Here is a 23,317-nt window from a genome sequence, read left to right on the forward strand (position 1 = left end):
AGCGGTGACGTACGCGTGTGAAGGCGGGGTCAACGGCGCGCGGGAGCGCGGACGTTGGAGAGAGACGACGCGCGGGAGCCGAACTCCGATGGGCCCGAAGGGCTCAGTGGGTGCGTGAGGCGCAGGGGGGTCGGCTCAAGAGGGCATCAACAAGACGCCGACCACACTCGACCGAAGTCGATGTGGGAGCGCGTGACCAGCCACTGCTGCGGATGCATGGGCTAAGTGGAACAGGCATCCGTTTCCGCGTCAACTGCCGTGAGACGTACCGCTCATATCCTGGACAGTCTTGACAGTGCACGTGAAGCGCCCCGTAATCTCAAGGGCGGATCGTGCTGAGGGGCTCGGTCCGTGTGAAGGCACCACCCGTGTTCGATCTTCTGTATCCACGGAGCCTTCCGCATGTCTTCCGACACCCTCGCCAAAGTCGCGACCGCCCCTCCACCCCAAGATTCCGAAGAACTCGACGCCACGCCGCACATCGTGCCGCGGCCCCGCGCCGGGCAGTGGACGGCGGCCGTCGTCGTCCTGGTGCTGCTCGCGCTGGTCGCCAACTCCGTCGTACGCAATGAGGCGTTCCAGTGGGACGTCGTCGCCGACTACTTCACCTCGGCGTCCGTGCTGCGCGGCCTCGGGCTCACGCTCTGGCTGACCGCCCTCGTCATGGCGCTCGGCTTCGCGCTCGGCACGCTGCTCGCGATGGCCAGGCTTTCCGCCAACCCCGTGCTGAGGGGGGTGAGTTGGGGGTACATCTGGTTCTTCAGGTCGATGCCGATCCTGGTGCAGCTGCTGTTCTGGTTCAACATCGGGGCGCTGTACCCGGAGCTGTTCGGCGTGAAGACGGTGAATCTGCTCGGCCCCGTCACCATCGCCGTCATCGGACTCACCCTGCACGAGGCCGCGTACGCGGCCGAAGTCGTGCGCGGCGGCATCCTCTCCGTCGACCGCGGGCAGGTCGAGGCCGCGCAGTCGCTCGGGCTCGGGCGGTGGCGCCGCTGGCGGCGGATCGTGCTGCCGCAGGCCATGCGCTCCATCGTGCCGCCCGCGGGGAACATGCTGATCGGCACGCTCAAGGGCACCTCGATCGTCTCCGTCATCGCCGTGCAGGACCTGCTCTACTCCGTGCAGCTCGTCTACCACCGCACCTACCAGGTCATCCCGCTCCTCATGGTCGCCACCCTCTGGTACGTCGTGGTCACCTCGGTGCTCAGCGTCGGCCAGTACTACGTCGAGCGGCACTACGCGCGCGGCTCGGAGCGTGCCCGATGAGGCGCTCCCTGGTGATCGTGGGCGCGGGCCCGCGCGCCACCGGCATCCTGGAGCGCCTCGGCGCCAACGCGCCCGAGCTGTACGAGGGTTCGGGCATCGAAGGGCTCGACATCCACCTCGTCGACCCCTACCCGCCGGGCGGCGGGCGCATCTGGCGGCACGACCAGTCGCCGCTGCTCTGGATGAACTCGCAGGCCCAGGACGTCACGATGTTCACCGACGAGACGGTGGAGGTGACGGGCCCCGTCCTGCCGGGCCCCGCGCTCCACGAGTGGACCGGGCGCGACGGGCGGGCCTTCCTCGGCCGCCGCGAACAGAGCGGCTACATGCGCTGGGTGTACGAGAAGGCAGTGGCCGCCCTGCCGGAGGGCGTTACCGTCCACCACCACCGGCGCAGGGCGCTGCGCGTCGCCGGGGCGCGCGACACCCGCCAGGAGGTGGTGCTCGAAGGCGTCGAGGCGCCGCTCGCCGCCGACCTCGTCATCCTCGCGCAAGGGCATCTGGACGCCGAACTCGACGAGGAGCAGACCGAGTTGGCCGCGTACGCCGAGTCCAACGGCCTCGTGCACCTGCCCCCCGACTTCACCGCGGACAGCGACCTGTCGCGGCTGGCGCCCGGTGCGCCCGTCATCGTGCGCGGCTTCGGACTCGCCTTCGTCGACCTGATGGTGCTGCTCACCGAGGGGCGCGGCGGACGGCACGAAGGGGACACGTACGCACCCTCGGGGCGCGAGCCCGTCCTGTACGTCGGCTCGCGGCGCGGCGTCCCCTACCACTCGAAGATCGGCTACGACTGGGAGGGCGAACGGCCGCCGCTGCCAAGGTACTTGGGGCCACGGCAGATCGACGAAATCCTCGCCGTCCCCGGAGGCTTCGACTTCCGGCGCGACGTCTGGCCGCTCGTCGAGAAGGAGCTCGGCTTCGCCCACTACCACCGCCTCTTCGCCGCGCACCCCGAACGCACCCGGACCGCCTGGACGGACTTCGACGAGAAGTACGAGGCCTGCGCGCCCGGCAGCCCCGAGCTGGACGCCCTCGTCACCTCCGCCGTGCCCGACCCCGCCGACCGGCTCGACCTCACGGACCTCGACCACCCCCTGACCGGGGTGCGGTACACCTCCTACGAGGCGCTGCAGGAGGGCCTGCGCGGCTACATCGAGAGCGACCTCACGCGCAGGCACGACCCCGAGTACAGCCCCGACCTCGCCGTCTTCCTCGGACTGCTCTCCGTCTACGGGCAGTTGGTGCGGCTCGGGGACGTGGGGGAGTGGTGGCACGGCTTCTTCAGCTATCTCGCGTCCGGGCCGCCCGGCCCCCGGCTGAGGCAGCTGCTCGCCCTCTCGCGCGCCGGAGTCGTGCGGTTCCTCGGCGCGGACGTCCAAGTCGCCGCGGAGGACGGGGTGTTCCGCGCGCAGAGCCCCACTCTGCCGGGGCAGGTCACCGAGGCCCGCGCGCTCGTCGAGGCGCGGCTGCCGCAGCCCACCCTCGCCCGCGCCAAGGACCCGCTCCTTCGCGCGCTGCACGCCGAGGGGGCCGCGTCGACCGAGGCCGGACTCCTCTCCGTCGACCCGGCCGACGGGCGGGTGCTCGACCGCGCGGGAGTGCCGCACCCGCGCCGCTTCGCGCTCGGCCCGCACACCAACGCGCGCGGCGCGGGGGCGTTCACCCGGCCGCGGACCAACAGCCCCACCTTCCGGCAGAACGACGCCACCGCGCGCGCCGTACTCGACTTCCTGCGCACCTCCACGACCCGAGGAAGCCATGTCCCTGACCAGTGATCCACCCGTCAGCAAAGGTGACAGGGCCACGCGGCCGACAGATGACGACCACGCCGCCCTGAAGGTCGTGCCCGTCCGGCACCCCTGGCGGTGGGCCGCCGTCGCCGCGACCGCCGTCCTGGTCGCGCAGTTCGCGCACGGCCTTGTCACCAACCCCGCCTGGGAGTGGGGGGTGTTCGCCGAGTTCTTCACCGCCGACGTGATACTCGAAGCCGTCTGGGTCACCCTCCAGCTGACCTTCTACGGCACGGCGCTCGGCTTCGCGCTCGGCATCGTCCTCGCCTTCATGCGGCTCTCCGCGAGCCCCTTCCTGCGCTCGGTCGCCTTCGCCTACGTCTGGGCGTTCCGCTCGATCCCGCTCATCGTGCAGCTGCTGTTCTGGTTCAACCTCGCCTACCTCTACAAGGAGGTGCGGTTCGGCATCCCGTTCGGGCCCGGCTTCCTCTCCTTCGACACGATGGGGCTCGTCGGCGCGATGGGCGCAGCCGTCCTCGGCCTCGCCCTGCACCAGGCCGCGTACGCCGCGGAGATCGTGCGCGCGGGCGTACTGGCCGTCGACGGCGGTCAGTCGGAGGCCGCGGCCGCGCTCGGCATCCCCCGGGTGCGGCAGCTGCGCAGGATCGTTCTTCCCCAGGCGATGCGGTCGATCCTGCCGAACGCCGCCAACGAGATCATCTCCCTCTTCAAGGGCACCTCGATCGTCTCCGTGATGGCGATCGGCGAGCTCTTCTACCAAGTGCAGGTCATCTACGGCCGCAACGGCCGCGTCGTGCCGCTCCTGATGGTCGCCACCGTCTGGTACATCCTCCTGACCAGCGCGCTCTCCGTCCTCCAGCACTACGTCGAACGTCACTACTCCAAGGGGGCCGCGCGATGAGCGCACAGGTCGCTGACACCAGGACCGCCATGGTCGAACTCCGCTCCGTCCGCAAGTCCTTCGGCGCCCTGGAGGTGCTGAAGGGCGTCGACCTGGAGGTCGCCGCGGGCGAGGTCACCGTCGTCCTCGGGCCCTCCGGCTCCGGCAAGTCCACGCTCCTGCGCACCATCAACCACCTGGAGAAGGTGGACGGCGGCTGGGTCAGCGTCGACGGCGCGCTCGTCGGGTATCGGCGCTCCGGGGACAAGCTGTACGAGCTGCGCGAGCGCGAGGTGCTCAAGCAGCGCACGCAGATCGGCTTCGTCTTCCAGAACTTCAACCTCTTCCCGCATCTGACCGTCCTGGAGAACATCGTCGAGGCGCCCGTCTCCGCGCTGAAGCGGCCCCGCAAGGAGGCCGTCGCGAGCGCTGAGGCCCTGCTCGCCCGGGTCGGCCTCGCCGACAAGGCCGGCGCCTACCCCAAGCAGCTCTCCGGCGGGCAGCAGCAGCGCGTCGCCATCGCCCGCGCGCTCGCCCTGGAGCCGAAGCTGCTCCTCTTCGACGAGCCGACGTCCGCGCTCGACCCGGAGCTGGTCGGCGAAGTCCTCGACGTCATCAAGGACTTGGCGCGCCAGGGCACCACGATGATCGTCGTCACGCACGAGATCGGCTTCGCGCGGGAGGTCGCAGACACGGTCGTCTTCATGGACGACGGGCGGGTGGTCGAGCGGGGCGCCCCGGGCGACGTACTGGACTCCCCGCGGCACGAGCGTACGCGTGCGTTTCTTTCCAAGGTCCTCTAGGAGCCCCTCGATGCATTCCCGACGCACCACCCTCGCCGCCGCTCTCGCCCTGCTGGCCACCGTGCCCCTGCTCGGCGCCTGCGGCGGTGAAAGCGACGCCGCGACCGGCGGCGCCGAGCCCGGCACCAAGAAGGTCGGCTCCATCAACATCGGGCCCGACCAGAACCGTGTACGTGGCAAGAAGGTCGCCTCGATCGCCGCGCTCGTGCCCGAAGAGGTCCGCGAGCGGGGCACGTTGCGGCTCGGCGGCGGTGCCGAATCGGCCGCCCCGCTCGGTTTCTACGCCACCGACGACAGGACGCGGATCGGCTCCGAGGTCGACCTCGCGATCCTCGTCGCCGACACGCTCGGTCTCGAGCCGAAGTTCGAGCAGGCCTCCTGGGAGAACCTCTTCGTCGGCCTGGACAGCGGGAAGTTCGACGGCGTCTTCAGCAATGTCACGGTGACCGAGGAGCGCAAGGAGAAGTACGACTTCGCGACCTACCGCCTCGACAACATCGCCTTCGAGGTGAGGAAGGACGCCGACTGGACGGTGAAGGGGCCAAGAGACGTGGCGGGCAAGTCCGTCGCGGTCTCCTCCGGCACCAACCAGGAGAAGATCCTCGTCGACTGGAGCAGGCGGAACGAGAAGGCCGGGCGCGAGCCGGTCGACATCAAGTACTTCCAGAAGGACTCGGACTACTACCTGGCCCTCCAGTCGGGGCGTATCGACGCGTATCTCGGGCCGAGCCCCTCGGTCTTGTACCACGTGGCCTCCGCCGGGCAGACGAAGGTGGTCGGTTCGCTCTCCGGTGGGGGTGCGGCGCTCCAGGGGGAGATCGCCGCGACCACGAAGAAGGGGAGCGGTCTTGTCGACGCGTATGCCGCGGCTCTCAACCATGTGATCGCGGACGGGAGTTACGGGGAGGTGCTGAAGCGGTGGGGGCTTTCGCGGGAGGCCGTGGAGAAGTCACGGATCAACCCGCCGGGATTGCCCAAGCCGTAGCCATTTCGTCTGCGGGCGCGCTGTGGCTTGTCGCGCCCACGCGGCGGAGCCGCGAGTCGATACGGCCCCGCGCCCCTGAGGGGGCGCACACCTCGCCCAGAAAGGTACAGCTGATGTCCACCGCACCAACCGGCCGCGGCCCCCTCCACCTCTCCGCCGCCATCGATCTGCCCGATGTCTACGATGCGCCTCCCTACGCCGAGTTGGCGCTGCTCGCCGAGCACGGGGCCCTGGACTTCGTGACCCTCGGTGACTCCTTCGCGCGAGCCGGGCTCGACGCGCTCGGCGTGGCCGCCAGGATCGCGCCCGGCACCGGGCGCATCGGACTCGTGCCGACCGTCACCACCACGCATACCGAGCCGTTCCATGTGCAGGCCGCCCTGGCGACTCTCGACTGGGTCAGCCGCGGGCGGGCCGGCTGGGCCGTCGACGTGTCGGCGACCGAGGCCGAGGCCAAGCTCTTCGGCCGGCGCCACGCCGCGCCCCGCGAGGAGCTGTGGCACGAGGCCGGTGAAGTCGCCGACGTGGCCCGGCGGTTGTGGGACAGCTGGGAGGACGACGCGGAGATACGGGACGCGCCCACCGGTCGCTTCATCGACCGGGACAAGCTGCACTACGTCGACTTTGCGGGCCGTTTCTTCTCGGTGCGGGGCCCTTCCATCGTGCCCCGGCCGCCGCAGGGCCACCCCGTGGTCGTGGTCGACGCGACCGCGCCGCAGGCCCGCGAGACCGCGGCCAGGTACGCGGACGTCGTGCTCGTGCGCGCCGCGTCCGCCGAGCGTGCCGACGCCGCGCGGGCCGAACTGCGGGGCCTGGCCGCGCGGTTCGGGCGCGACCCGCGGACGCTGCGGGTCCTCGCCGCCCTCGTCGTCGACCTCGGCGGCGGGGAGTGTGCCGCCGAGCCGGGGCACGGAGGGGGGCCGCTGCCCACCGCCGAGGGTCCTTCCTACCGGGGTGGGCCCGTCGACCTGGCCGACCTGATCGCCGACTGGCACCGCGCGGGCGCCGTGGACGGCTTCCACCTCACGCCCGTCGAGCCGCGGCGTGATCTGGAGCGGCTCGTCAACGGCACCGTCGCGCTGCTCCAGCACCGCGGCCTGTTCCGCACCTTCTATCCGGGCAGCACGCTCAGGGAGCACCTGGGGCTCGCCCGGCCCGCCAACCGTTACGCCGCGCTCGTGGAGGAGACGTCACTCGTGGAGGAGACGTCACTCGTGGGGGAGCCGTCATGACCGAGCGACCCAAGCAGGTGCACCTGGCCGCCCATTTCCCCGGCGTCAACAGCACCACCGTGTGGACCGACCCCAGGTCCCGCTCGCAGATCGACTTCTCCTCCTTCGCGGCGCTGGCCCGCACCGCCGAGCGCGGCCTGTTCGACTTCTTCTTCCTCGCCGAGGGACTGCGCCTGCGCGAGCACAAGGGGCGCATCCACGACCTGGACGTCGTCGGGCGGCCCGAGTCGCTCACCGTGCTGACCGCGCTCGCCGCCGTCACCGAGCGGCTCGGCCTCGCGGGCACCGTGAACGCGACCTTCAACGAACCCTTCGAACTGGCCCGCAGGTTCGCCTCGTTGGACCATCTGAGCGCGGGCCGCGCCGCCTGGAACGTGGTCACCACCTCGGACGCCTTCACCGGCGAGAACTTCCGGCGCGGCGGCTACCTGGATCGCGCCGACCGGTACACCCGCGCCGCCGAGTTCCTCGCGACCGCGCGCGAGCTGTGGGACTCCTGGACGCCGGAGGGCAGGCCGCGGCCCTTCGCGCACCAGGGGCGGCACTTCGCGATCGAGGGCGAGTTCACCGTGCCGCGCTCCCCGCAGGGGCACCCCGTGGTGATCCAGGCGGGGGACTCGCCCGAGGGGCGGGAGTTCGCGGCCTCGGCCGCCGACGTGATCTTCACGCGGCACGGCACACCGGAGGCGGGCCGCGCCTTCTACGCCGACGTCAAGGGCCGCCTCGCGAAGTACGGGCGGGACGCCGACGACCTGAAGATCATGCCCGGGGTCACCTGCGTCCTCGGCGACACCGCGGCCGAGGCCCAGGAGAAGGCCGCCGAGATCCGCCGCAAGCAGGTCTCCCCGCAGAACGCGATCCTCGCCCTGGAACAGGTCTGGGGCGTCGACCTGTCCGCGTACGACCCGGACGGGCCGCTGCCCGACATCGATCCGGACCCGGAGTCGGAGCTGGTCCAGGGACGCGTGAAGATCAAGGACCCTTCCCCAAGCTCTCGACTTGGCTCGAGCGGGGGAGGCCCCACTGCCGTCGCCGCGAAGTGGCGGGCCCTGTCCGAGGCCAAGGGGCTCTCCATCCGCCAGACCGTCATCGAGACCACCACCCGCCAGTCCTTCATCGGCACCCCGGACACGGTCGCCGCCGAGCTCGCGGAGTCCGTGGCGACCGAGGCCGCCGACGGCTTCATCCTCGTACCGCATCTGACGCCGGGCGGGCTCGACGAGTTCGTCGAGAAGGTGGTGCCCCTGCTCCAGGAGCGCGGCGTGTACCGCACGGAATACCAGGGCGCGACGCTGCGCTCACACCTCGGGCTGCGCGAGCCCGTATGGAAGGGTTGATCATCATGAGCACCGAACACGACGCCGTCGCGGACGCCGAGGCCGCACAGGACTGGAAGCGCTGGCACGAGCAGCGCACGGAGACGGTATCGGCCCCTTACGGGCCGCTCTCCCTCACCGGCACGCACTGGCTCGCGGACCATCCGGACGGACACCTTCCGGGCATCCCCGGGCGGTGGACCGAGACGCCCGACGCGGTCGTCCTGACCGCGGGCCGGGGCGACGGCCTGGCCGTCGACGGAGAGCCCCTGGCCGGAGAGGCCCGCCTGGACGCCGACGCCGGTCCCGTCTCCGCGGCGCGGGTGACGCACGGCGGGCGCCGCCTCGTCGTCCTCAGGCGCGAAGGTCTGTGGGCGGTACGGGACTTCGACCCGGACGCCGCCGCGCGCCGCGCCTTCCAGGGCATCGACGCCACGCCCTACGACGCCCGTTGGGCGGTGCCCGGACGCTTCACGCCGTACGACGAGCACCGCACCGTCACGGTCGGCAACGCGGACGGCAAGGAGCGCGGCCTCGGCCTCGGCGGTGAACTCTCCTTCCGGCTCGGGGGAGTCGAGCACACCCTCCAGGTGGCGGTGGAGGGCGACGGATCCCTGTGGGCCGTCTTCGCCGACGCGACCAGCGGCACCTCCAGCTACCGCTTCCGCTTCCTGCGGCCCGCGGCCCCCGACGCCAAGGGCCGCACCACGGTCGACTTCAACCGGTCGCTGCTGCCCCCGTGCGCCTTCGCCGACCACTTCATCTGCCCCTTCCCGCCGCCCGGCAACACCCTGGTCACCGAGATCGCGGCGGGAGAGCGGAACCTTCTGGACCGCTGACTCGTCAGAACGGACGACTTCGGCACGGACGGCCTCACAACGACGGCCGATGGCCCGAGCCCCGGTGGCGTACGAGAGGTACGAGACCCACCGGGGCCGGTCGACGTGTATCGGTCGGCGGCCGAAAGACGCCCTTGTGCGGCCTGTCCCGCCCCCCAATACTCCCGAGCAGCGCTTGTCAGGAGCACGGCGTAACCGGAATTCGTCTTGCCTTTTGGCTGCGCCTCACGGGTCCTCAACCCACAAGGACCCACTGACTTCCCTCGGGAGGAACAAACGTGAGGATCAAGCGCACCACCCCCCGCAGTGGCATAGCGAGACGCACTCGTCTGATCGCGGTGGCCAGTGGACTCGTGGCCGCCGGCGCGCTCGTCGTGCCCGCGGCGAACGCCCAGGACGGTGTGGCGACCTTCAGTGCGGCACAGCTGGAACAGGCCAACGACGCGGTGCTCGACGCCGATGTCGCGGGCACCGCCTGGGGCGTCGACCCGAAGACCAAGCAGGTCGTCGTCACCGCCGACAGCACGGTCTCCAAGGCCGAGATCGCCAGGATCAAGGAAGCGGCGGGGTCCAACGCGGACGCCCTGAAGATCCAGCGCACGCCGGGCAAGTTCCAGAAGTACATCTCCGGAGGGGACGCCATCTACGCGTCCAGCTGGCGCTGTTCGCTCGGCTTCAACGTCCGCAACGGCAGCACCTACTACTTCCTGACCGCCGGGCACTGCACCGACGGCGCGACCACCTGGTGGTCCAACTCGGCGAAGACCACCGTGCTCGGCACCACGTCGGGCTCCAGTTTCCCCACGAACGACTACGGCATCGTCAAGTACACCAACACCTCGATCACCAAGTCCGGCACCGTGGGCAGCCAGGACATCACGCGCGCCGCCGACCCCACCGTCGGGCAGAACGTGACCCGGCGCGGCTCCACGACCGGCACGCACAGCGGCCGGGTCACCGCGCTGAACCAGACCGTCAACTACGGTGGCGGCGACGTCGTCTACGGCATGATCAAGACCACGGTCTGCGCCGAGCCCGGCGACAGCGGCGGCCCGCTGTACTCCGGTTCCACGGCGCTCGGTCTGACCTCCGGCGGCAGCGGCAACTGCTCGTCGGGCGGCACGACCTTCTTCCAGCCGGTCACCGAGGCGCTGCGCGCGTACAACGTGAGCGTCTACTGATCCCGTGTTCGGCCACTGAGACCGCGGCCGACAGCAGGACGAGCCCCCGCCCGGCTTCCGGGCGGGGGCTCGCCCTATCCCCGGGGGGCGAGCTACCTTCGAAGTGGACGCCCAACACGCCCAATTCGGACCCTGGGGGGCCGGCATGGTCGAGGAGCTGGTGACGGCGGGACTGGTCGTCGGGTCGGCCGGAGTGGTCTATCTGTTGGCCGCGGCGCGCGTCGTCAAACAGTACGAACGGGGCGTGGTGCTGCGCCTGGGCCGGCTGCAACGGTCGGTGCGCGGACCGGGGTTCACCACGATCGTTCCCTTTGTGGACCGGCTCCGTAAGGTCAACATGCAGATCGTGACGATGCCGGTGCCCGCGCAGGACGGCATCACGCGCGACAACGTCACGGTGCGGGTGGACGCGGTCATCTACTTCAAGGTCGTCGACGCCGCCGAGGCGGTGGTGCAGGTGGAGGACTACCGCTTCGCCGTCTCGCAGATGGCGCAGACCTCGCTGCGCTCGATCATCGGCAAGAGCGACCTGGACGACCTGCTGTCCAACCGCGAAAAGCTCAACCAGGGCCTGGAGTTGATGATCGACAGCCCGGCGATCGGCTGGGGCGTGCAGATCGACCGTGTCGAGATCAAGGACGTCTCCCTGCCCGAGACCATGAAACGGTCCATGGCCCGCCAGGCCGAGGCCGACCGCGAGCGCCGCGCCCGCGTCATCAACGCCGACGCCGAACTCCAGGCCTCCAAGAAACTCGCCGAGGCCGCCCACGAGATGTCGGAGGAACCCGCCGCCCTCCAACTGCGGCTCCTGCAGACCGTGGTGGCCGTCGCCGCCGAGAAGAACTCCACCCTCGTCCTGCCCTTCCCTGTGGAGCTGCTCCGCTTCCTGGAGCGGGCCCAGCAGGCGCTGCCGCAGCAGCCGCAGCAGCCCGCGGCGGAGCCCGCGAAGCTGCCGGATTCCGGAGCGCAGGACGCGGAAGTCGGAGAGCTGGGGCCTTCCGAAGGGTCGAGAACCGGACAGGACTAGTCCTCACCCCCTGGCGACCGTCCCCTTGCACGCGGTGTTTGCAGCGGGAACCGACGTGGCGAGACAGGGGCGCCAGGCGGACCGGGGGCGCACGGGCGTTGCCGTTCGCGCGTCCTGAAGTAGACCTTGTGTGCGACCGGAGGGCATCGGGATAGTGGGCGAGGCCAACTTGGCATGGACGCGTCCTTCTCGCCGTGGCAACTCCGCCTCGCTGTGACAACTCCGTGCCACGCAAGCCCTGCGGCCCGTCAGGCCCCCACGCCGGACGGGTCGATCCCCCCACAGGAGGTCGTGAGTTTTGAAGCACCGACGCATACCCAAGCGGCGTGCCGCCGTGGCAGGCGCGGGCATCGCCGCGCTGGTCGCCGCGGGAATCACCTTCCAGACTGCGAACGCGAGCGAGAACTCCCCGGAGCCCACGCCGGACACCCTCTCGGTGGCGAAGGCCGGAAAGCTCGCCTCGTCCCTGGCCAAGGACCTCGGCGCGGACGCCGCGGGCACGTACTACGACGCGAAGGCCAAGTCCCTCGTCGTGAACGTGCTGAACGAGAGCGCGGCCGACGCCGTCGAGTCGGCGGGCGGCAAGGCCAGAATCGTCGAGAACTCCCTGGCCGAGCTGAAGAGCGCCCGCGCGACGCTCGACGACAAGGCGGCCGTGCCCGGCACCTCGTGGGCGATGGACCCGACCACGAACAAGATCGTCGTGACGGCGGACCGCACGGTCAAGGGCGCGAAGCTCGACAAGGTCGGCTCGATCGTCAAGAGCCTCGGCGGCAAGGCCGAACTCAAGCACAGCAAGGGCGAGTACAAGGCCTTCATCGCCGGCGGCGACGCGATCTGGGGGAGCGGTTCGCGCTGCTCGCTCGGCTTCAACGTGGTCAAGGGCGGTCAGCCGTACTTCCTGACGGCGGGCCACTGCGGCAACGCGGTCAAGAGCTGGTCCGACTCGCAGGGCGGCCAGGAGATCGGCACCACGGAGGAGTCGAGCTTCCCGGGCAACGACTACGCCATCGTGAAGTACACGGCCGACACCCCGCACCCGAGCGAGGTCAACCTCTACGGCGGCACCCAGGCGATCAGCAAGGCCGGGGACGCCACGGTCGGCCAGAAGGTGACGCGCAGCGGCAGCACCACCAAGGTCCACGACGGTGACGTCACCGCGCTCGACGCCACGGTCAACTACCAGGAGGGCCAGGTCGACGGTCTGATCCAGACCACTGTCTGCGCGGAGCCCGGCGACAGCGGCGGCGCGCTCTTCGCGGGCGACACCGCGCTGGGCCTCACCTCGGGCGGCAGCGGCGACTGCTCCTCCGGAGGCGAGACCTTCTTCCAGCCGGTGCCGGAGGCCCTGTCGGCCTACGGGGCGGAAATAGGCTGAGCCTGTACGAAGCTTTATGCCCCGCCCTCGGGAAGCCGGGGGCGGGGGCTTTTTCGCAAACCTTGTGAAAATATTCACAAGCGCGCAAGGGTCCTAAGTCCCACGGTGTTCACGCAGGTCAAACCCGCTTTGCGGGAGTTCTGGAGCGGCCCGCCGGGACCTTCTGCCTGCCTGATGAGGCCTTTTTCGGGCGCCCCAACGGAACGTAAAGGTGTCGAATTGAGGTAGCAGAGAAAAGGTCTCAATGAAGGAGTACCTGCCATGCAGGCCAAGGAGATGGTGGACGGACTCGTGCGGGACGCCCTCGTGGCGCTCGAGCGGTTCGAGTCGTACGACCAGGAGCAGGTCGACCACATCGTCACGAAGGCCTCCCTCGCCGCGCTGAGCAGCCACGGGGAGCTCGCGCGGCAGGCGGTCGAGGAGACGGGGCGGGGCCTCTTCGAGGACAAGGCCGTCAAGAATCTCTTCGCGTGCGAGCACGTCGTCAACTCGATGCGCGGCCTGAAGACCGCGGGCGTCATCTCCCGCGACGAGGTCAACGGCATCACCGAGATCGCCGAACCGGTCGGCGTCGTCTGCGCGATGACCCCGGTGACCAACCCGACCTCGACCACGATCTTCAAGGCCCTCATCGCCCTGAAGACCCGTAACCCGATCATCTTCGCCTTCCACCCGAGCGCCCAGAACTGCTCGGCCGAGGCCGCGAGGATCGTGCGGGACGCCGCGATCGAGGCCGGGGCGCCCGAGGACTGCGTGCAGTGGGTCGAGGAGCCCTCGATGGAGGCCACCGGCCTTCTCATGAATCACGAGGGCGTCTCGACGATCCTCGCCACCGGTGGCAACGCCATGGTCAAGGCCGCCTACTCCTGCGGCAAGCCCGCGCTCGGCGTCGGCGCCGGAAACGTACCCGCGTATGTCACGCGAAGTGGCAGGCTGCGCCGCGCCGTTCACGACATCGTGCTCTCCAAGGCCTTCGACAACGGCATGATCTGCGCCTCCGAGCAGGCCGTCATCCTCGACCAGGAGATCTACGAGGAGGGCCTCGCGGAGTTCCAGCGGCTCGGCGCGTACGTCGTCTCGGCGGCCGAGAAGACCAAGCTGGAGGAGTTTGTCTTCGGCACGACCGCCTTCGCCAACAACTGCTCGGGCGCCAAGCTGAACGCCGCCGTCGTCGGCAGGTCCCCGCGGTGGATCGCCGAGCAGGCCGGGTTCGAGGTCCCCGAGGGCACCTCGGTCATCGTCGCCGAGTGCGCGGAGGTCGGCGAGGGCGAGCCGCTCACCCGCGAGAAGCTCTCCCCGATCCTGGCCGCGCTCAAGGCGGAGACCACCGAGCACGGCCTCGAACTCGCCGCGCGGATGGTCGAGTTCCACGGCCTCGGGCACAGCGCCGCGATCCACACCGAGGACGAGGAACTCGCCGAGGAGTTCGGCAGGCGCGTCAAGGCGGTCCGCGTCATCGTCAACGCGCCCTCGACCTTCGGCGGCATCGGCGACGTGTACAACTCCTTCCTCCCCTCGCTCACCCTCGGCTGCGGTTCGTACGGGCACAACTCGGTGTCCGACAACGTCTCCGCGGTCAACCTGATCAACGTCAAGCGGATCGGACGGCGCAACAACAACATGCAGTGGTTCAAGGTCCCGCCGAAGATCTACTTCGAGCGCAACTCCCTGCGGTACCTGGGGGAGATGGAAGGCATCAGGCGCGTCTCGATCGTGACCGACAAGACCATGTCGACGCTCGGGTTCGTCGCCCGCGTGACCGACATCCTCGCGGCGCGGCCCGAGGCCGTCACCGTCCAGGTCATCGACAACGTCGAGCCCAACCCGGAGCTGGCGACGGTGCAGGCCGGTGCCGCCATGATGCGGGAGTTCCGGCCGGACACGATCATCGCCCTCGGCGGCGGCTCGCCGATGGACGCGGCCAAGATCATGTGGCTGATGTACGAGCACCCCGAGGTCGAGTTCGCGGACACCAAGGAGAAGTTCTTCGACATCCGCAAGCGGGCCTTCAAGTTCCCTGGGCTCGGCAAGAAGGCGCAGATGGTGGCCGTCCCGACCACCTCGGGCACGGGCAGCGAGGTCACCCCCTTCGCGGTCATCTCCGACCCGAAGGCCGCGCAGAAGTACCCCCTCGCCGACTACGCGCTCACCCCGAACGTCGCGATCGTCGACCCGGTCCTGCCGATGAAGCTTCCGGCGACCGTCACCGCCGACTCCGGCTTCGACGCGCTGACCCACGCCACCGAGGCGTACGTCTCCGCGTACGCGAACGACTACACCGACGGGCTCTGCCTCCAGGCGATCAAGCTCATCTTCGAGAACCTGGAGCGGTGCGTGGTGAACGGGGCGAAGGACCCCGAGGCGCGCGAGAAGATGCACAACGCCTCGACGGTCGCGGGCATGGCCTTCGCCAACGCCTTCCTCGGCCTGGTGCACGCGATGGCGCACACCCTGGGCAACACGTTCCATGTCGCCCACGGGCGCACCAACGCGCTGCTTCTGCCGCACGTCATCCGGCACAACGGCACGGTTTCCGGCAAGGCGACGCCTTGGCCGAAGGCGGAGGTCTACCGGGCGCCCGAGCGGTTCCAGGAGATCGCGCGGATGCTGGGCCTGCCGGCGGCGACTCCCGAGGAGGGCGTGGAGTCCTACGCCTGCGCCGTCGAGGAGCTGCGGGCCAAGTGCGGGATTCCCTCCTCCTTCCGGGAGGAGGGGGTCGATGAGGCCGCCTTCCTCGCCGCGTTGCCGCAGCAGGCGATGAATGCGTATGCGGATCAGTGTGCGCCGGCCAACCCCCGTATGCCGATGATCGATGAGATGCAGCAGCTGATGCGGCAGGCGTACTACGGGAACGGGGCGGGTGCCTGATCCCGGTTGCCGTCTGCGGGCTGTGTGTGGCTGAGCGCGCAGTTCCCCGCGCCCCTTACGGGGCGCGGGGTCTCAGCGTTTGGGCCAGTACCAGAGGGGCTCGTCCAGGAGGCTCTCCCTGCCTGCCACGGATGTTTCGCCCGACTCCTTGAACAGCTCTATGGAGTTGACGTCGATCCGGTGGCGGGCCGCTCCCTTGGCCACCGCTTCGGCGAGAGGGTCGGCGTGGGTCACCAGGACCACCTGCGTGTCCTTTGTCGCCGTGAGGATCAGGTCCGCCAGGGGGCGCAGGAGGTCGGGGTGCAGGCTCGTCTCCGGCTCGTTCAGGACCAGGAGGGACGGGGGACGGGGCGTGAGCAGTGCCGCCGTCCACAGCAGGTAGCGCAGGGTGCCGTCGGACAGTTCGGCCGGGCCCAGCGGGCGCAGCAGGCCGCGCTGGTGCAACTGGATCTCGAACCGGCCGCCGTTGTCGACGACGCGGACCCGGCTGCCGGGGAAGGCGTCCGCAACGGCTTCGTCGAGCGCATCGTCGTCGCCGATCTCGCGGATGGTCTGCAGGGCCGCGGCGAGGTCCGCGCCGTCGTGGGCGAGAACCGGGGTGCGGGTGCCGATCCGGGCGGCGCGCGCGGGGGCGTCGGCGTCGGTGCGCACGTGGTCGTAGAACCGCCAGGAGCGGATCAGTTCGCGCAGCCTGAGCAGGTCGGGGGCGAGCTGCGGGTCGGCGAACTCGCTCAGCATGCTGTCGTACGGCCGGAGGCCCTGTGTGCGGTGCCAGCCGCCGTCGGCCGTGCGGGTGCGCACGGCGGGGCCCGCGCGGTCGCAGAGCAGCGCGGCGGGCCGAAGGACCGGGCCCGCCCAGGTGGACTCCCGCTTGATCTCGGGGTCGAGGGCGAACATGGAGGGCGCGCCGCCGGGGCCCGCGCCGCTGGACTGGGGGAGGCCGAAGTCGACCGCGTACCCGAACTCGTCGCCGGCGAAGCCGAGGCGGAGGCCGGTCGGCTCGGCCTTGCGCTCGCCCGCCCAGAGCGCGGACGGCAGGCCGCCCTCGCGGGCCAGGGCCGCGACCGCGCCGCCCGCGGCGGAGTCGGCGAGCAGACGCAGGGCGCGGTACAGGCTGGACTTGCCCGTGCCGTTCGCGCCCGTGACCACGTTCAGTCGGTCCAGCGGGACGATCAGTTTGCGCAGGGAGCGGTAGTTCTCGACGGCGAGTGTGCGGATCATGTGTTCCAGCCTCGCACCAGGGTCTGACAATCCCGCTTCCGAGGCCCTGGGCTCATGTCTCCGGCTGCACGTCCGGCGCGTCCGGCGCGAGGAAGCGGCCCATCGGCAGGACCGGGCGGCCCCAGGTGGACGCCATCACCTGGCCCGCGAGCAGATACAGCGCCCCGGCGCTCGCGCCGAGCCCGAACCAGCCCGCGACCCGGTTCCAGCCGACCGACCCCGTGAAGCCGTTGCAGGTCATCGCCACGAACACGACGAGTACGCAGGTGAAGGTGAGCAGGAGTGCCAGGTGGATGCGGAAGCTCGCCATCCACAGCACGAAGACCACGAACACCCAGGGCAGGGTGAACAGGCCCATCGTGTCTCCGCGCAGCGACGGGTCGAGGCCGGGAAGAACCCAGAGCAGCATCAGCGCCTTGGCCATCCAGAAGAGCCCGAAGCCGCCGAAGACCGTGGCGTGCCAGGTGTCGCCGCGCTGGGCCTGGAAGAGCCCGGCGAGCAGCTGCGCGAGGCCGCCGATGAAGAAGCCGACCAGGGGCACGACGGAGTGCAGGAGCTTCTCGGGGAAGACGCCCGCGTCGATGCCGGTGGCGATCATCGTGACGACGATGAAGCCGGTGAGTCCGAGCGGGCCCAGCTGGGCCTGCGCGGTGGGCTCCATGCGTTTGACGGAGACCGCCTGGGCCGCGGGGCCCGTGCGGTGCGGGAAGTTCACGCGATGCCCTTGCCGTAGCTGGTGCCGGTCAGGTCGATCGAGCCGTTGTTCTTGTTCTTGCGCCGTGCGGACAGGGCGAGGGTGACGACGACGCCGAGGACCGCCCAGGCGGAGAGGACCAGGAGCGGTCCGGTGACCGCGTTCCCTTCGAAGTACGCGATGGAGCGCGCCACCCAGGTGCCCGCGCCCGGCGGCAGCCAGGGCCCGATCGCCTCCCAGAAGGGCGGCAGCATCGGCAGCGGGAAGGCGCCGCCCGCGCTCGGGTTGCCCGCGATGACGACGAGCAGGACGGCGAGGCCGATGCCCACGATGCCGGTGAGCGACTGCAGGGCGAGCGTGATCGCCCCGACCCCGAAGATCACCAGGGCGCCGAGGCCCCACAGGCCCATGATGCTGCCCGGCAGGGCGCCGAGGATCGGCCCGATGATGATCGCGCCGCCGAGCCCGCCGACGATCGAGTAGAGCGCCATGGTGCCGAGCCTGATGACCGCGCGCGGGACGTTGGCGGCCCGGGATCCCGCGCTGATCGCGAGGATCGACGCGCACAGATAGCCGCCGACGCACCAGCCGACGACCAGGTAGAAGGACGAGAGTCCGTTGAAGTCCTGCTTCGATGCCGGGGCCACGTCGACGGTCTTCACCGCGCGCTTCTCGGCGCCTTCGATCTTGGCGGTGAGCTCGGTCAGGGTCCTGGAGAGCGCGGTGCCGCCGCCGGACGCGACCAGGAGGGTGTCGGTCGTCCCGCGCGGGTCGACGATCAGGGCGCCGTCGATGTCGCGGTTCATGATCTGGTGGCGGGCCACGCCCTCGTTCTCGATCACGCGGGTGTCGAGCGGTTCGCCGGGGAGCTTCTTCAGCCGGTCGGCGGTCTGCTCGGCCGCGGGTCCCGGGGCGACCACTCCGAAGGGGACGTCTCTCGGCTTCGGGTTGTGCAGGGCCCCTACGTAGGAGGCGATGAACAGCAGCTGCAGGGCGAGTACGCCGATGACGAGCAGGGCTGCTCGCGGAGTGACGGCGCTCTTCAATTCGTCGGCGAACCTCATGCCCCCACGCTCGGGGGCCCCGGGCGTTCCCGCAGGTGGGATGGGCCGAACGGACGACCTCCGACAGGTAATCGAACACTCGTGTCGTACGTGAGTTCGAAAGTGGTCTATGGTGGAGACGGGGGATGTGAGATCGGATCGGTTCAGGGTTGCAGGAGGTGCGTGTGCCCGGGTTCACGCATCTGCACACCGTCTCCGGGTTCTCCCTGCGGTACGGCGCCTCGCACCCGGAGCGGCTCGCCGAGCGCGCCGCCGAGCGGGGCATGGACGCCCTCGCGCTCACCGACAGGGACACCCTCGCGGGCGCCGTCCGGTTCGCCAAGGCCTGCGAGAAGGCCGGGGTGCGGCCGCTGTTCGGGGCCGAGCTCGCGGTGGGGGTACCCGTCCCCGCCAAGGGGGAGCGGCGGCGGGCGCCCGTGCGCGGCGGCGCCTTCATCGACGAATCGACCCCGCGCGTCACCTTCCTCGCCCGCGACGGCGCCACCGGCTGGGCCACGCTCTGCCGGCTGGTCACCGCCGCGCACCGGGAAGGCGCGGGGCAGCAGCCCGTCCTGCCGTGGCAGGAGAACCACGGCGAGGGCCTGACCGTGCTGCTGGGCCCCGCGTCCGACGTGGGGCGCGCGCTCGCCGCCGGGCGCCCGGACCGGGCCGCGCGGCTCCTGGCCCCGTGGCGCGAGCGGTACGGCGACGCGCTGCGCCTGGAGTCCGTCTGGCACGGCCGCGAGGGCACCGGTCCCGGATCGCTCCGGCTCGCCGCGCGCACCGTCGGCTTCGCCGCCGAGCAGGGCGTGCGCCCCGTCCTGAGCAACGCCGTGCGCTACGCCGACCCGGGGCAGGGCCCCGTCGCCGATGTCCTCGACGCCGCGCGCCGCCTCGTCCCCGTCGACCCGACCAAGGAACTCGACGGCGGCGAACGGTGGTTGAAGGGCGCGGGCGACATGTTCCGCGTCGCCGAGCGCGTCGTCGAGGCCGCGGGCTTCCGCCGCGACACCGCCCACCGCCTGCTGGAGCAGACCCGTGCGGTGGCCGCCGAGTGCCTCGTCGACGCCGAGGACGACATCGGCATCGGGTCCGTGCACTTCCCCGAGCCGCGCCTGGTCGGCGCCGGGCGCCGCACCGCGCAGCGTGTCCTGGCCTCGCGGGCGGCGGCGGGCATGGTGCTGCGCGGGTACGACCGCGGCCCCGGGGCTCGCGACTACTGGGAGCGGATGCACCGCGAGCTGGACATCGTCGCGTACCACGGCTTCGCCTCCTACTTCCTGACCGTGGCCCAAGTGGTCGACGACGTACGCGACTTGGGCATCCGGGTCGCGGCGCGCGGCTCCGGCGCGGGATCCCTGGTCAACCATCTCATCGGCATCGCGCACGCCGACCCCGTCGAGCACGGGCTGCTCATGGAGCGGTTCCTGTCCAAGCGGAGGGCCGTGCTGCCCGACATCGACATCGACGTCGAGTCGGCCCGCCGTCTGGAGGTCTACCGCGCGATCATCGGCCGCTTCGGCACCGAGCGGGTCGCGACGGTCGCCATGCCCGAGACCTACCGGGTCCGCCACGCCGTACGCGACGTGGGCGCCGCCCTGTCCATGGACCCGGCCGACATCGACCGGATCGCCAAGGCCTTCCCGCACATCCGCGCCCGCGACGCCCGCGCGGCGATGGACGAGCTGCCCGAACTGCGGCAGATCGCCCAGGAATCGGGGGACCGCGACCGGCTGTGGGAGCTGGTCGAGGCCCTCGACGCGCTGCCGCGCGGTGTCGCCATGCACCCGTGCGGGGTGCTGCTCTCCGACGCCTCGCTGCTCGCCCGCACGCCCGTGATGCCGACCAGCGGCGAGGGTTTTCCCATGTCGCAGTTCGACAAGGAGGACGTCGAGGACCTCGGCCTGCTCAAGCTGGACGTGCTCGGCGTGCGGATGCAGTCGGCGATGGCGCACGCGGTGGCGGAGGTCGAGCGGGCCACGGGCGAGCGGGTGGACGTGGACGCGGTGCCGCCGGGCGATCCGGCGACGTACCGACTCATCAAGTCGGCCCAGACGCTCGGCTGCTTCCAGATCGAGTCGCCGGGACAGCGGGACCTGGTCGGACGCCTCCAGCCCGCGACCTTCCACGACCTGGTGGTCGACATCTCCCTCTTCCGTCCAGGACCCGTCGCCGCCGACATGGTGCGCCCCTTCATCGAGGCCCGGCACGGCCGCGCGCCCGTCCGCTACCCGCACCCCGACCTCGCGGAGCCGCTGAAGGAGACGTACGGAGTCGTCGTCTTCCACGAGCAGATCATCGAGATCGTGGACATCATGACCGGCTGCGGGCGCGACGAGGCGGACCGGGTGCGGCGCGGGCTCTCCGACCCCGATTCGCAGGGGCGGATCCGCTTCTGGTTCGCGCAGCACGCGGCGGCCAGGGGGTACGACGCGGAGACGATCACCCGTACCTGGGAGATCGTCGAGGCCTTCGGGTCGTACGGATTCTGCAAGGCGCACGCGGTGGCCTTCGCCGTGCCGACGTACCAGTCGGCGTGGCTGAAGGCCCATCATCCGGCCGCGTTCTACGCGGGGTTGCTCACGCACGACCCCGGGATGTACCCGAAGCGGCTGCTGCTCGCGGACGCGCGGCGGCGGGGGGTACCGATCCTTCCGCTGGACGTGAACCGGTCGGCGGTCGCTCACCGCATCGAACTGGTGTCCGAGGAATCTGGGTCTCGGGAGGTCTGGGGTCTGCGGCTCGCCCTCTGCGACGTGCACGGCATCAGCGACGCCGAGGCCGCGCGGATCGCGGAGGGGCAGCCCTATGCCTCGCTCGTCGACTTCTGGGAGCGGGCCAGGCCCTCGAAGCCGGTCGCGCAGCGGCTCGCGCGGGTCGGCGCGCTCGACGCGTTCGGCGCCAACCGCCGTGACCTGCAACTGCACCTGGCCGAGCTGCGGCGCGGGACGCGGGGCGCGGCAGGGGGTCAACTGCCCCTGGCCGGCGGGCGCGGGACCGCTTCCGCGGGGCTCCCCGATCTCGACGACGCGGAGCGGCTCAGCGCCGAGCTCGGCGTCCTCGGCATGGACTCCTCCCGCCATCTCATGGGCGACCACAAGGAGTTCCTCGCGGAGCTCGGCGTGTTCAGCGCCCGGCGCCTGCGCGAGGCCGAGCACGGCGCGACCGTCCTGGTCGCGGGCGCCAAGGCCGCCACGCAGACCCCGCCGATCCGCTCCGGCAAGCGCGTCATCTTCACCACCCTGGACGACGGCACGGGCCTGGTCGACCTGGCCTTCTTCGACGACGCCCACGAGCGGTGCGCGCACACCGTCTTCCACTCCTGGCTGCTGCTCGTACACGGCGTGGTGCAGCGGCGCGGGCCGCGCAGCCTCAGCGTGGTCGGCGCGGCGGCGTGGAACCTCGCGGAGCTGGTGGAGGTGCGGAAGGAGGGCGGTCTCGACGCGGTGGCGCTGCGTCTGGCGGAATCGGAGGCGGAGCCCGAGGCCGCCCCCGGGGAGGAGAAGGCGGCGGACGACGGGCGGCGCATCCGCATGTCCACGGGGTACGAGATGCATCCCTGGGCTGATCTGCGCCCGGCGGGCGAAGGCGCCGCGGGGACACGGAAGTTGTGGCATCGGAGTCCGGGGAGTGCGGGATGAGTGCGGTGACGGGGGAGAGCGGGGCGGTTACTGGGGCTTGTGGGGCGGAGGAGAGGGGAGTGGTCGAGGTCTGTGGGGCGGAGGAGCGCGGGGTGGTCGAGGTCTGTGGGGCGGGCACTCTCTACGTACGATTTCTGCTGCCTCCCATGTACGAAGCCGCACTGCCCCAACTCCTCGGCCTGCTCGGGGAGTTCACTCCTCTGGTCGAGGCGCTGCCGCCCGACGCCGCGCTCGTCGACGTACGCGGCGCGCGGCGGTACTTCGGGCGGAGCGCCGTCGAGCTGGCCGCGCTGATACGGGTGCGGGCGCTCGCCCGGTACGGAGTGGAGTGCGCGATCGGCGCGGGCCCCGGCCCGATGCTGGCCCGGATGGCCGCGCGCGGCGCCGCGCCGGGCGTGACCCGCGCGGTGCCCGAAGGGGTGGACGGAGTACGGGAGTTCCTCGCCGAGCGGCCCGTCGGTGAGCTGCCCGGCATCGGCCGCGCCACCGCCCGCACCCTGTGCGAGTACGGACTCGACTCCCTCGGCAAGGTCGCCGCCGCGCCCCTGTCCACCCTGCAGCGGCTCGTCGGCGCCCGCGCGGGCCGCGAGCTGCGTGAGAAGGCGCGGGGCATCGACCGTGCCCGGGTCACGCCGAACGCCGCCGCGCGCTCGGTCTCCACCGAACGTCCCTTCTCGCGCGACGAGTTGGACCCCTTCCGGCACCGCCGCGCCCTGCTCTCCTGCGCCGAGGAACTGGGCGTCGGGATGCGCGGCGAGGGCCAGGTGTGCCGCGCGCTGACCCTCACCGTGCGGTACGCGGACCGCACCACGACCACCAGGACCCGGACGCTGCCCGAGCCGACCGCGCACTCCACCGCGCTGACCACGGCCGCGTACCGCATGTACGAGGCGCTCGGCCTGCAGCGCGCCCGGGTGCGCGGCATCGCCCTGCGCGCCGAAGGGCTCGGCCCCGCCGAACACGCCGCCCACCAGCTGACGTTCGACCCGGCGGACGACAAGGCCCGCCGGATCGAGGAGGTCGCCGACCGGGCACGGGCGAGGTTCGGGCCCGGGGCGATCGTTCCCGGGACGCTGGCGGCGTAGCGCCCCGGCGCGCCCTCCAGGGAGACACTCGCGGGGCTGCGCAGGACGCTGGTCGCGCTGCGCAGGCCCACGGAGCGGGCCGAAGAAGGTGCTGCCGCTCC

Annotated in this window: 17 protein-coding genes; 14 read left to right on the forward strand and 3 right to left on the reverse strand. The window is 71.1% G+C overall.

All coding sequences use genetic code 11. The features are described from left to right. The first annotated feature begins 402 nt into the window (after positions 1 to 402). The 12 genes from AB0B50_RS07370 (at position 403) to adhE (ending at position 15,532) form a co-directional block, all read left to right on the forward strand. The gene (locus AB0B50_RS07370) at positions 403 to 1,269 is read left to right on the forward strand and encodes an amino acid ABC transporter permease (protein ID WP_362327068.1); all 867 of its coding nucleotides are present in this window, start codon (positions 403 to 405) and stop codon (positions 1,267 to 1,269) included. After that, on the forward strand, positions 1,266 to 3,047 hold the full coding sequence (locus AB0B50_RS07375) for an FAD/NAD(P)-binding protein (RefSeq protein ID WP_362327070.1): 1,782 nt from the start codon (positions 1,266 to 1,268) through the stop codon (positions 3,045 to 3,047). Before AB0B50_RS07370 ends, AB0B50_RS07375 begins: the two co-directional genes overlap by 4 nt. Next, a complete protein-coding gene (locus AB0B50_RS07380) occupies positions 3,031 to 3,924 on the forward strand; it encodes an amino acid ABC transporter permease (protein ID WP_362327072.1) in 894 nt (297 codons plus the stop codon). The genes AB0B50_RS07375 and AB0B50_RS07380 overlap by 17 nt, the downstream gene beginning before the upstream one ends. After that, positions 3,921 to 4,706 carry an amino acid ABC transporter ATP-binding protein gene (locus AB0B50_RS07385; protein ID WP_362327074.1) on the forward strand — a complete coding sequence of 262 codons (786 nt, stop codon included), beginning with the start codon at positions 3,921 to 3,923 and terminating at the stop codon, positions 4,704 to 4,706. The genes AB0B50_RS07380 and AB0B50_RS07385 overlap by 4 nt, the downstream gene beginning before the upstream one ends. Before the next feature lie 10 nt (positions 4,707 to 4,716). After that, on the forward strand, positions 4,717 to 5,691 hold the full coding sequence (locus AB0B50_RS07390; protein WP_362327076.1) for an ABC transporter substrate-binding protein: 975 nt from the start codon (positions 4,717 to 4,719) through the stop codon (positions 5,689 to 5,691). Between the two features lie 113 nt (positions 5,692 to 5,804). Continuing rightward, positions 5,805 to 6,923: an LLM class flavin-dependent oxidoreductase gene (locus AB0B50_RS07395; protein WP_362327078.1), complete on the forward strand. Its 1,119-nt coding sequence runs from the start codon at positions 5,805 to 5,807 to the stop codon at positions 6,921 to 6,923. Further along, positions 6,920 to 8,260, forward strand: coding sequence for an NtaA/DmoA family FMN-dependent monooxygenase (locus tag AB0B50_RS07400; RefSeq protein ID WP_362327080.1), 1,341 nt, complete (start codon positions 6,920 to 6,922; stop codon positions 8,258 to 8,260). The genes AB0B50_RS07395 and AB0B50_RS07400 overlap by 4 nt, the downstream gene beginning before the upstream one ends. Positions 8,261 to 8,265: 5 nt before the next feature. Beyond that, the gene (locus tag AB0B50_RS07405; protein WP_362327082.1) at positions 8,266 to 9,078 is read left to right on the forward strand and encodes a DUF1684 domain-containing protein; all 813 of its coding nucleotides are present in this window, start codon (positions 8,266 to 8,268) and stop codon (positions 9,076 to 9,078) included. 278 nt (positions 9,079 to 9,356) lie between these two features. Beyond that, entirely contained in the window at positions 9,357 to 10,259 is a 903-nt protein-coding gene (locus AB0B50_RS07410) for a S1 family peptidase (protein WP_362327084.1), read from the forward strand. Between the two features lie 145 nt (positions 10,260 to 10,404). Then, positions 10,405 to 11,286, forward strand: a complete 882-nt coding sequence (locus AB0B50_RS07415; protein WP_362327086.1) for a slipin family protein — start codon at positions 10,405 to 10,407, stop codon at positions 11,284 to 11,286. A 298-nt stretch (positions 11,287 to 11,584) separates the two neighbouring features. Then, on the forward strand, positions 11,585 to 12,664 hold the full coding sequence (locus tag AB0B50_RS07420) for a S1 family peptidase (RefSeq protein ID WP_362327088.1): 1,080 nt from the start codon (positions 11,585 to 11,587) through the stop codon (positions 12,662 to 12,664). A 261-nt stretch (positions 12,665 to 12,925) separates the two neighbouring features. Next, positions 12,926 to 15,532 (forward strand): bifunctional acetaldehyde-CoA/alcohol dehydrogenase, encoded by a 2,607-nt coding sequence (gene adhE, locus AB0B50_RS07425; RefSeq protein WP_362327090.1) that lies wholly within the window; start codon positions 12,926 to 12,928, stop codon positions 15,530 to 15,532. Positions 15,533 to 15,604: 72 nt separating this feature from the next. Here the strand turns inward: adhE and AB0B50_RS07430 are convergent, their stop codons facing one another. Genes AB0B50_RS07430 through AB0B50_RS07440 form a run of 3 tightly spaced genes read right to left on the reverse strand, consistent with a single transcriptional unit; the run spans position 15,605 to position 18,511 of the window. Beyond that, positions 15,605 to 16,753 (reverse strand): AAA family ATPase, encoded by a 1,149-nt coding sequence (locus AB0B50_RS07430; RefSeq protein WP_362327092.1) that lies wholly within the window; start codon positions 16,751 to 16,753, stop codon positions 15,605 to 15,607. 52 nt (positions 16,754 to 16,805) lie between these two features. Then, positions 16,806 to 17,468 carry an acetate uptake transporter gene (locus tag AB0B50_RS07435; protein WP_362327095.1) on the reverse strand — a complete coding sequence of 221 codons (663 nt, stop codon included), beginning with the start codon at positions 17,466 to 17,468 and terminating at the stop codon, positions 16,806 to 16,808. Next, positions 17,465 to 18,511, reverse strand: a complete 1,047-nt coding sequence (locus AB0B50_RS07440; RefSeq protein WP_362327098.1) for a DUF3533 domain-containing protein — start codon at positions 18,509 to 18,511, stop codon at positions 17,465 to 17,467. The genes AB0B50_RS07435 and AB0B50_RS07440 overlap by 4 nt, the downstream gene beginning before the upstream one ends. Positions 18,512 to 18,675: 164 nt before the next feature. Here AB0B50_RS07440 and AB0B50_RS07445 point away from each other — a divergent pair, with 164 nt between their 5' ends. Next, complete coding sequence (locus AB0B50_RS07445; RefSeq protein ID WP_362327101.1) at positions 18,676 to 22,131, forward strand: DNA polymerase III subunit alpha; 3,456 nt, start codon at positions 18,676 to 18,678, stop codon at positions 22,129 to 22,131. A gap of 146 nt (positions 22,132 to 22,277) precedes the next feature. Beyond that, positions 22,278 to 23,216: a hypothetical protein gene (locus tag AB0B50_RS07450; protein ID WP_362327104.1), complete on the forward strand. Its 939-nt coding sequence runs from the start codon at positions 22,278 to 22,280 to the stop codon at positions 23,214 to 23,216. Positions 23,217 to 23,317 lie beyond the last annotated feature (101 nt).

Origin of the sequence: Streptomyces sp. NPDC041068, assembly GCF_040647455.1 — a bacterium.
GTDB lineage: Bacteria > Actinomycetota > Actinomycetes > Streptomycetales > Streptomycetaceae > Streptomyces.

What these genes read in the sequence shown, in the direction of transcription:
- AB0B50_RS07440 (WP_362327098.1), bottom strand. Translation starts at nt 18,511, where the DNA reads ATGAGGTTCGCCGACGAATTGAAGAGCGCCGTCACTCCGCGAGCAGCC.
- AB0B50_RS07395 (WP_362327078.1), top strand. Translation starts at nt 5,805, where the DNA reads ATGTCCACCGCACCAACCGGCCGCGGCCCCCTCCACCTCTCCGCCGCC.
- AB0B50_RS07450 (WP_362327104.1), top strand. Translation starts at nt 22,278, where the DNA reads ATGTACGAAGCCGCACTGCCCCAACTCCTCGGCCTGCTCGGGGAGTTC.
- AB0B50_RS07385 (WP_362327074.1), top strand. Translation starts at nt 3,921, where the DNA reads ATGAGCGCACAGGTCGCTGACACCAGGACCGCCATGGTCGAACTCCGC.
- AB0B50_RS07400 (WP_362327080.1), top strand. Translation starts at nt 6,920, where the DNA reads ATGACCGAGCGACCCAAGCAGGTGCACCTGGCCGCCCATTTCCCCGGC.
- AB0B50_RS07375 (WP_362327070.1), top strand. Translation starts at nt 1,266, where the DNA reads ATGAGGCGCTCCCTGGTGATCGTGGGCGCGGGCCCGCGCGCCACCGGC.
- AB0B50_RS07390 (WP_362327076.1), top strand. Translation starts at nt 4,717, where the DNA reads ATGCATTCCCGACGCACCACCCTCGCCGCCGCTCTCGCCCTGCTGGCC.
- AB0B50_RS07370 (WP_362327068.1), top strand. Translation starts at nt 403, where the DNA reads ATGTCTTCCGACACCCTCGCCAAAGTCGCGACCGCCCCTCCACCCCAA.
- AB0B50_RS07380 (WP_362327072.1), top strand. Translation starts at nt 3,031, where the DNA reads ATGTCCCTGACCAGTGATCCACCCGTCAGCAAAGGTGACAGGGCCACG.
- AB0B50_RS07415 (WP_362327086.1), top strand. Translation starts at nt 10,405, where the DNA reads ATGGTCGAGGAGCTGGTGACGGCGGGACTGGTCGTCGGGTCGGCCGGA.
- AB0B50_RS07405 (WP_362327082.1), top strand. Translation starts at nt 8,266, where the DNA reads ATGAGCACCGAACACGACGCCGTCGCGGACGCCGAGGCCGCACAGGAC.
- adhE (WP_362327090.1), top strand. Translation starts at nt 12,926, where the DNA reads ATGCAGGCCAAGGAGATGGTGGACGGACTCGTGCGGGACGCCCTCGTG.
- AB0B50_RS07430 (WP_362327092.1), bottom strand. Translation starts at nt 16,753, where the DNA reads ATGATCCGCACACTCGCCGTCGAGAACTACCGCTCCCTGCGCAAACTG.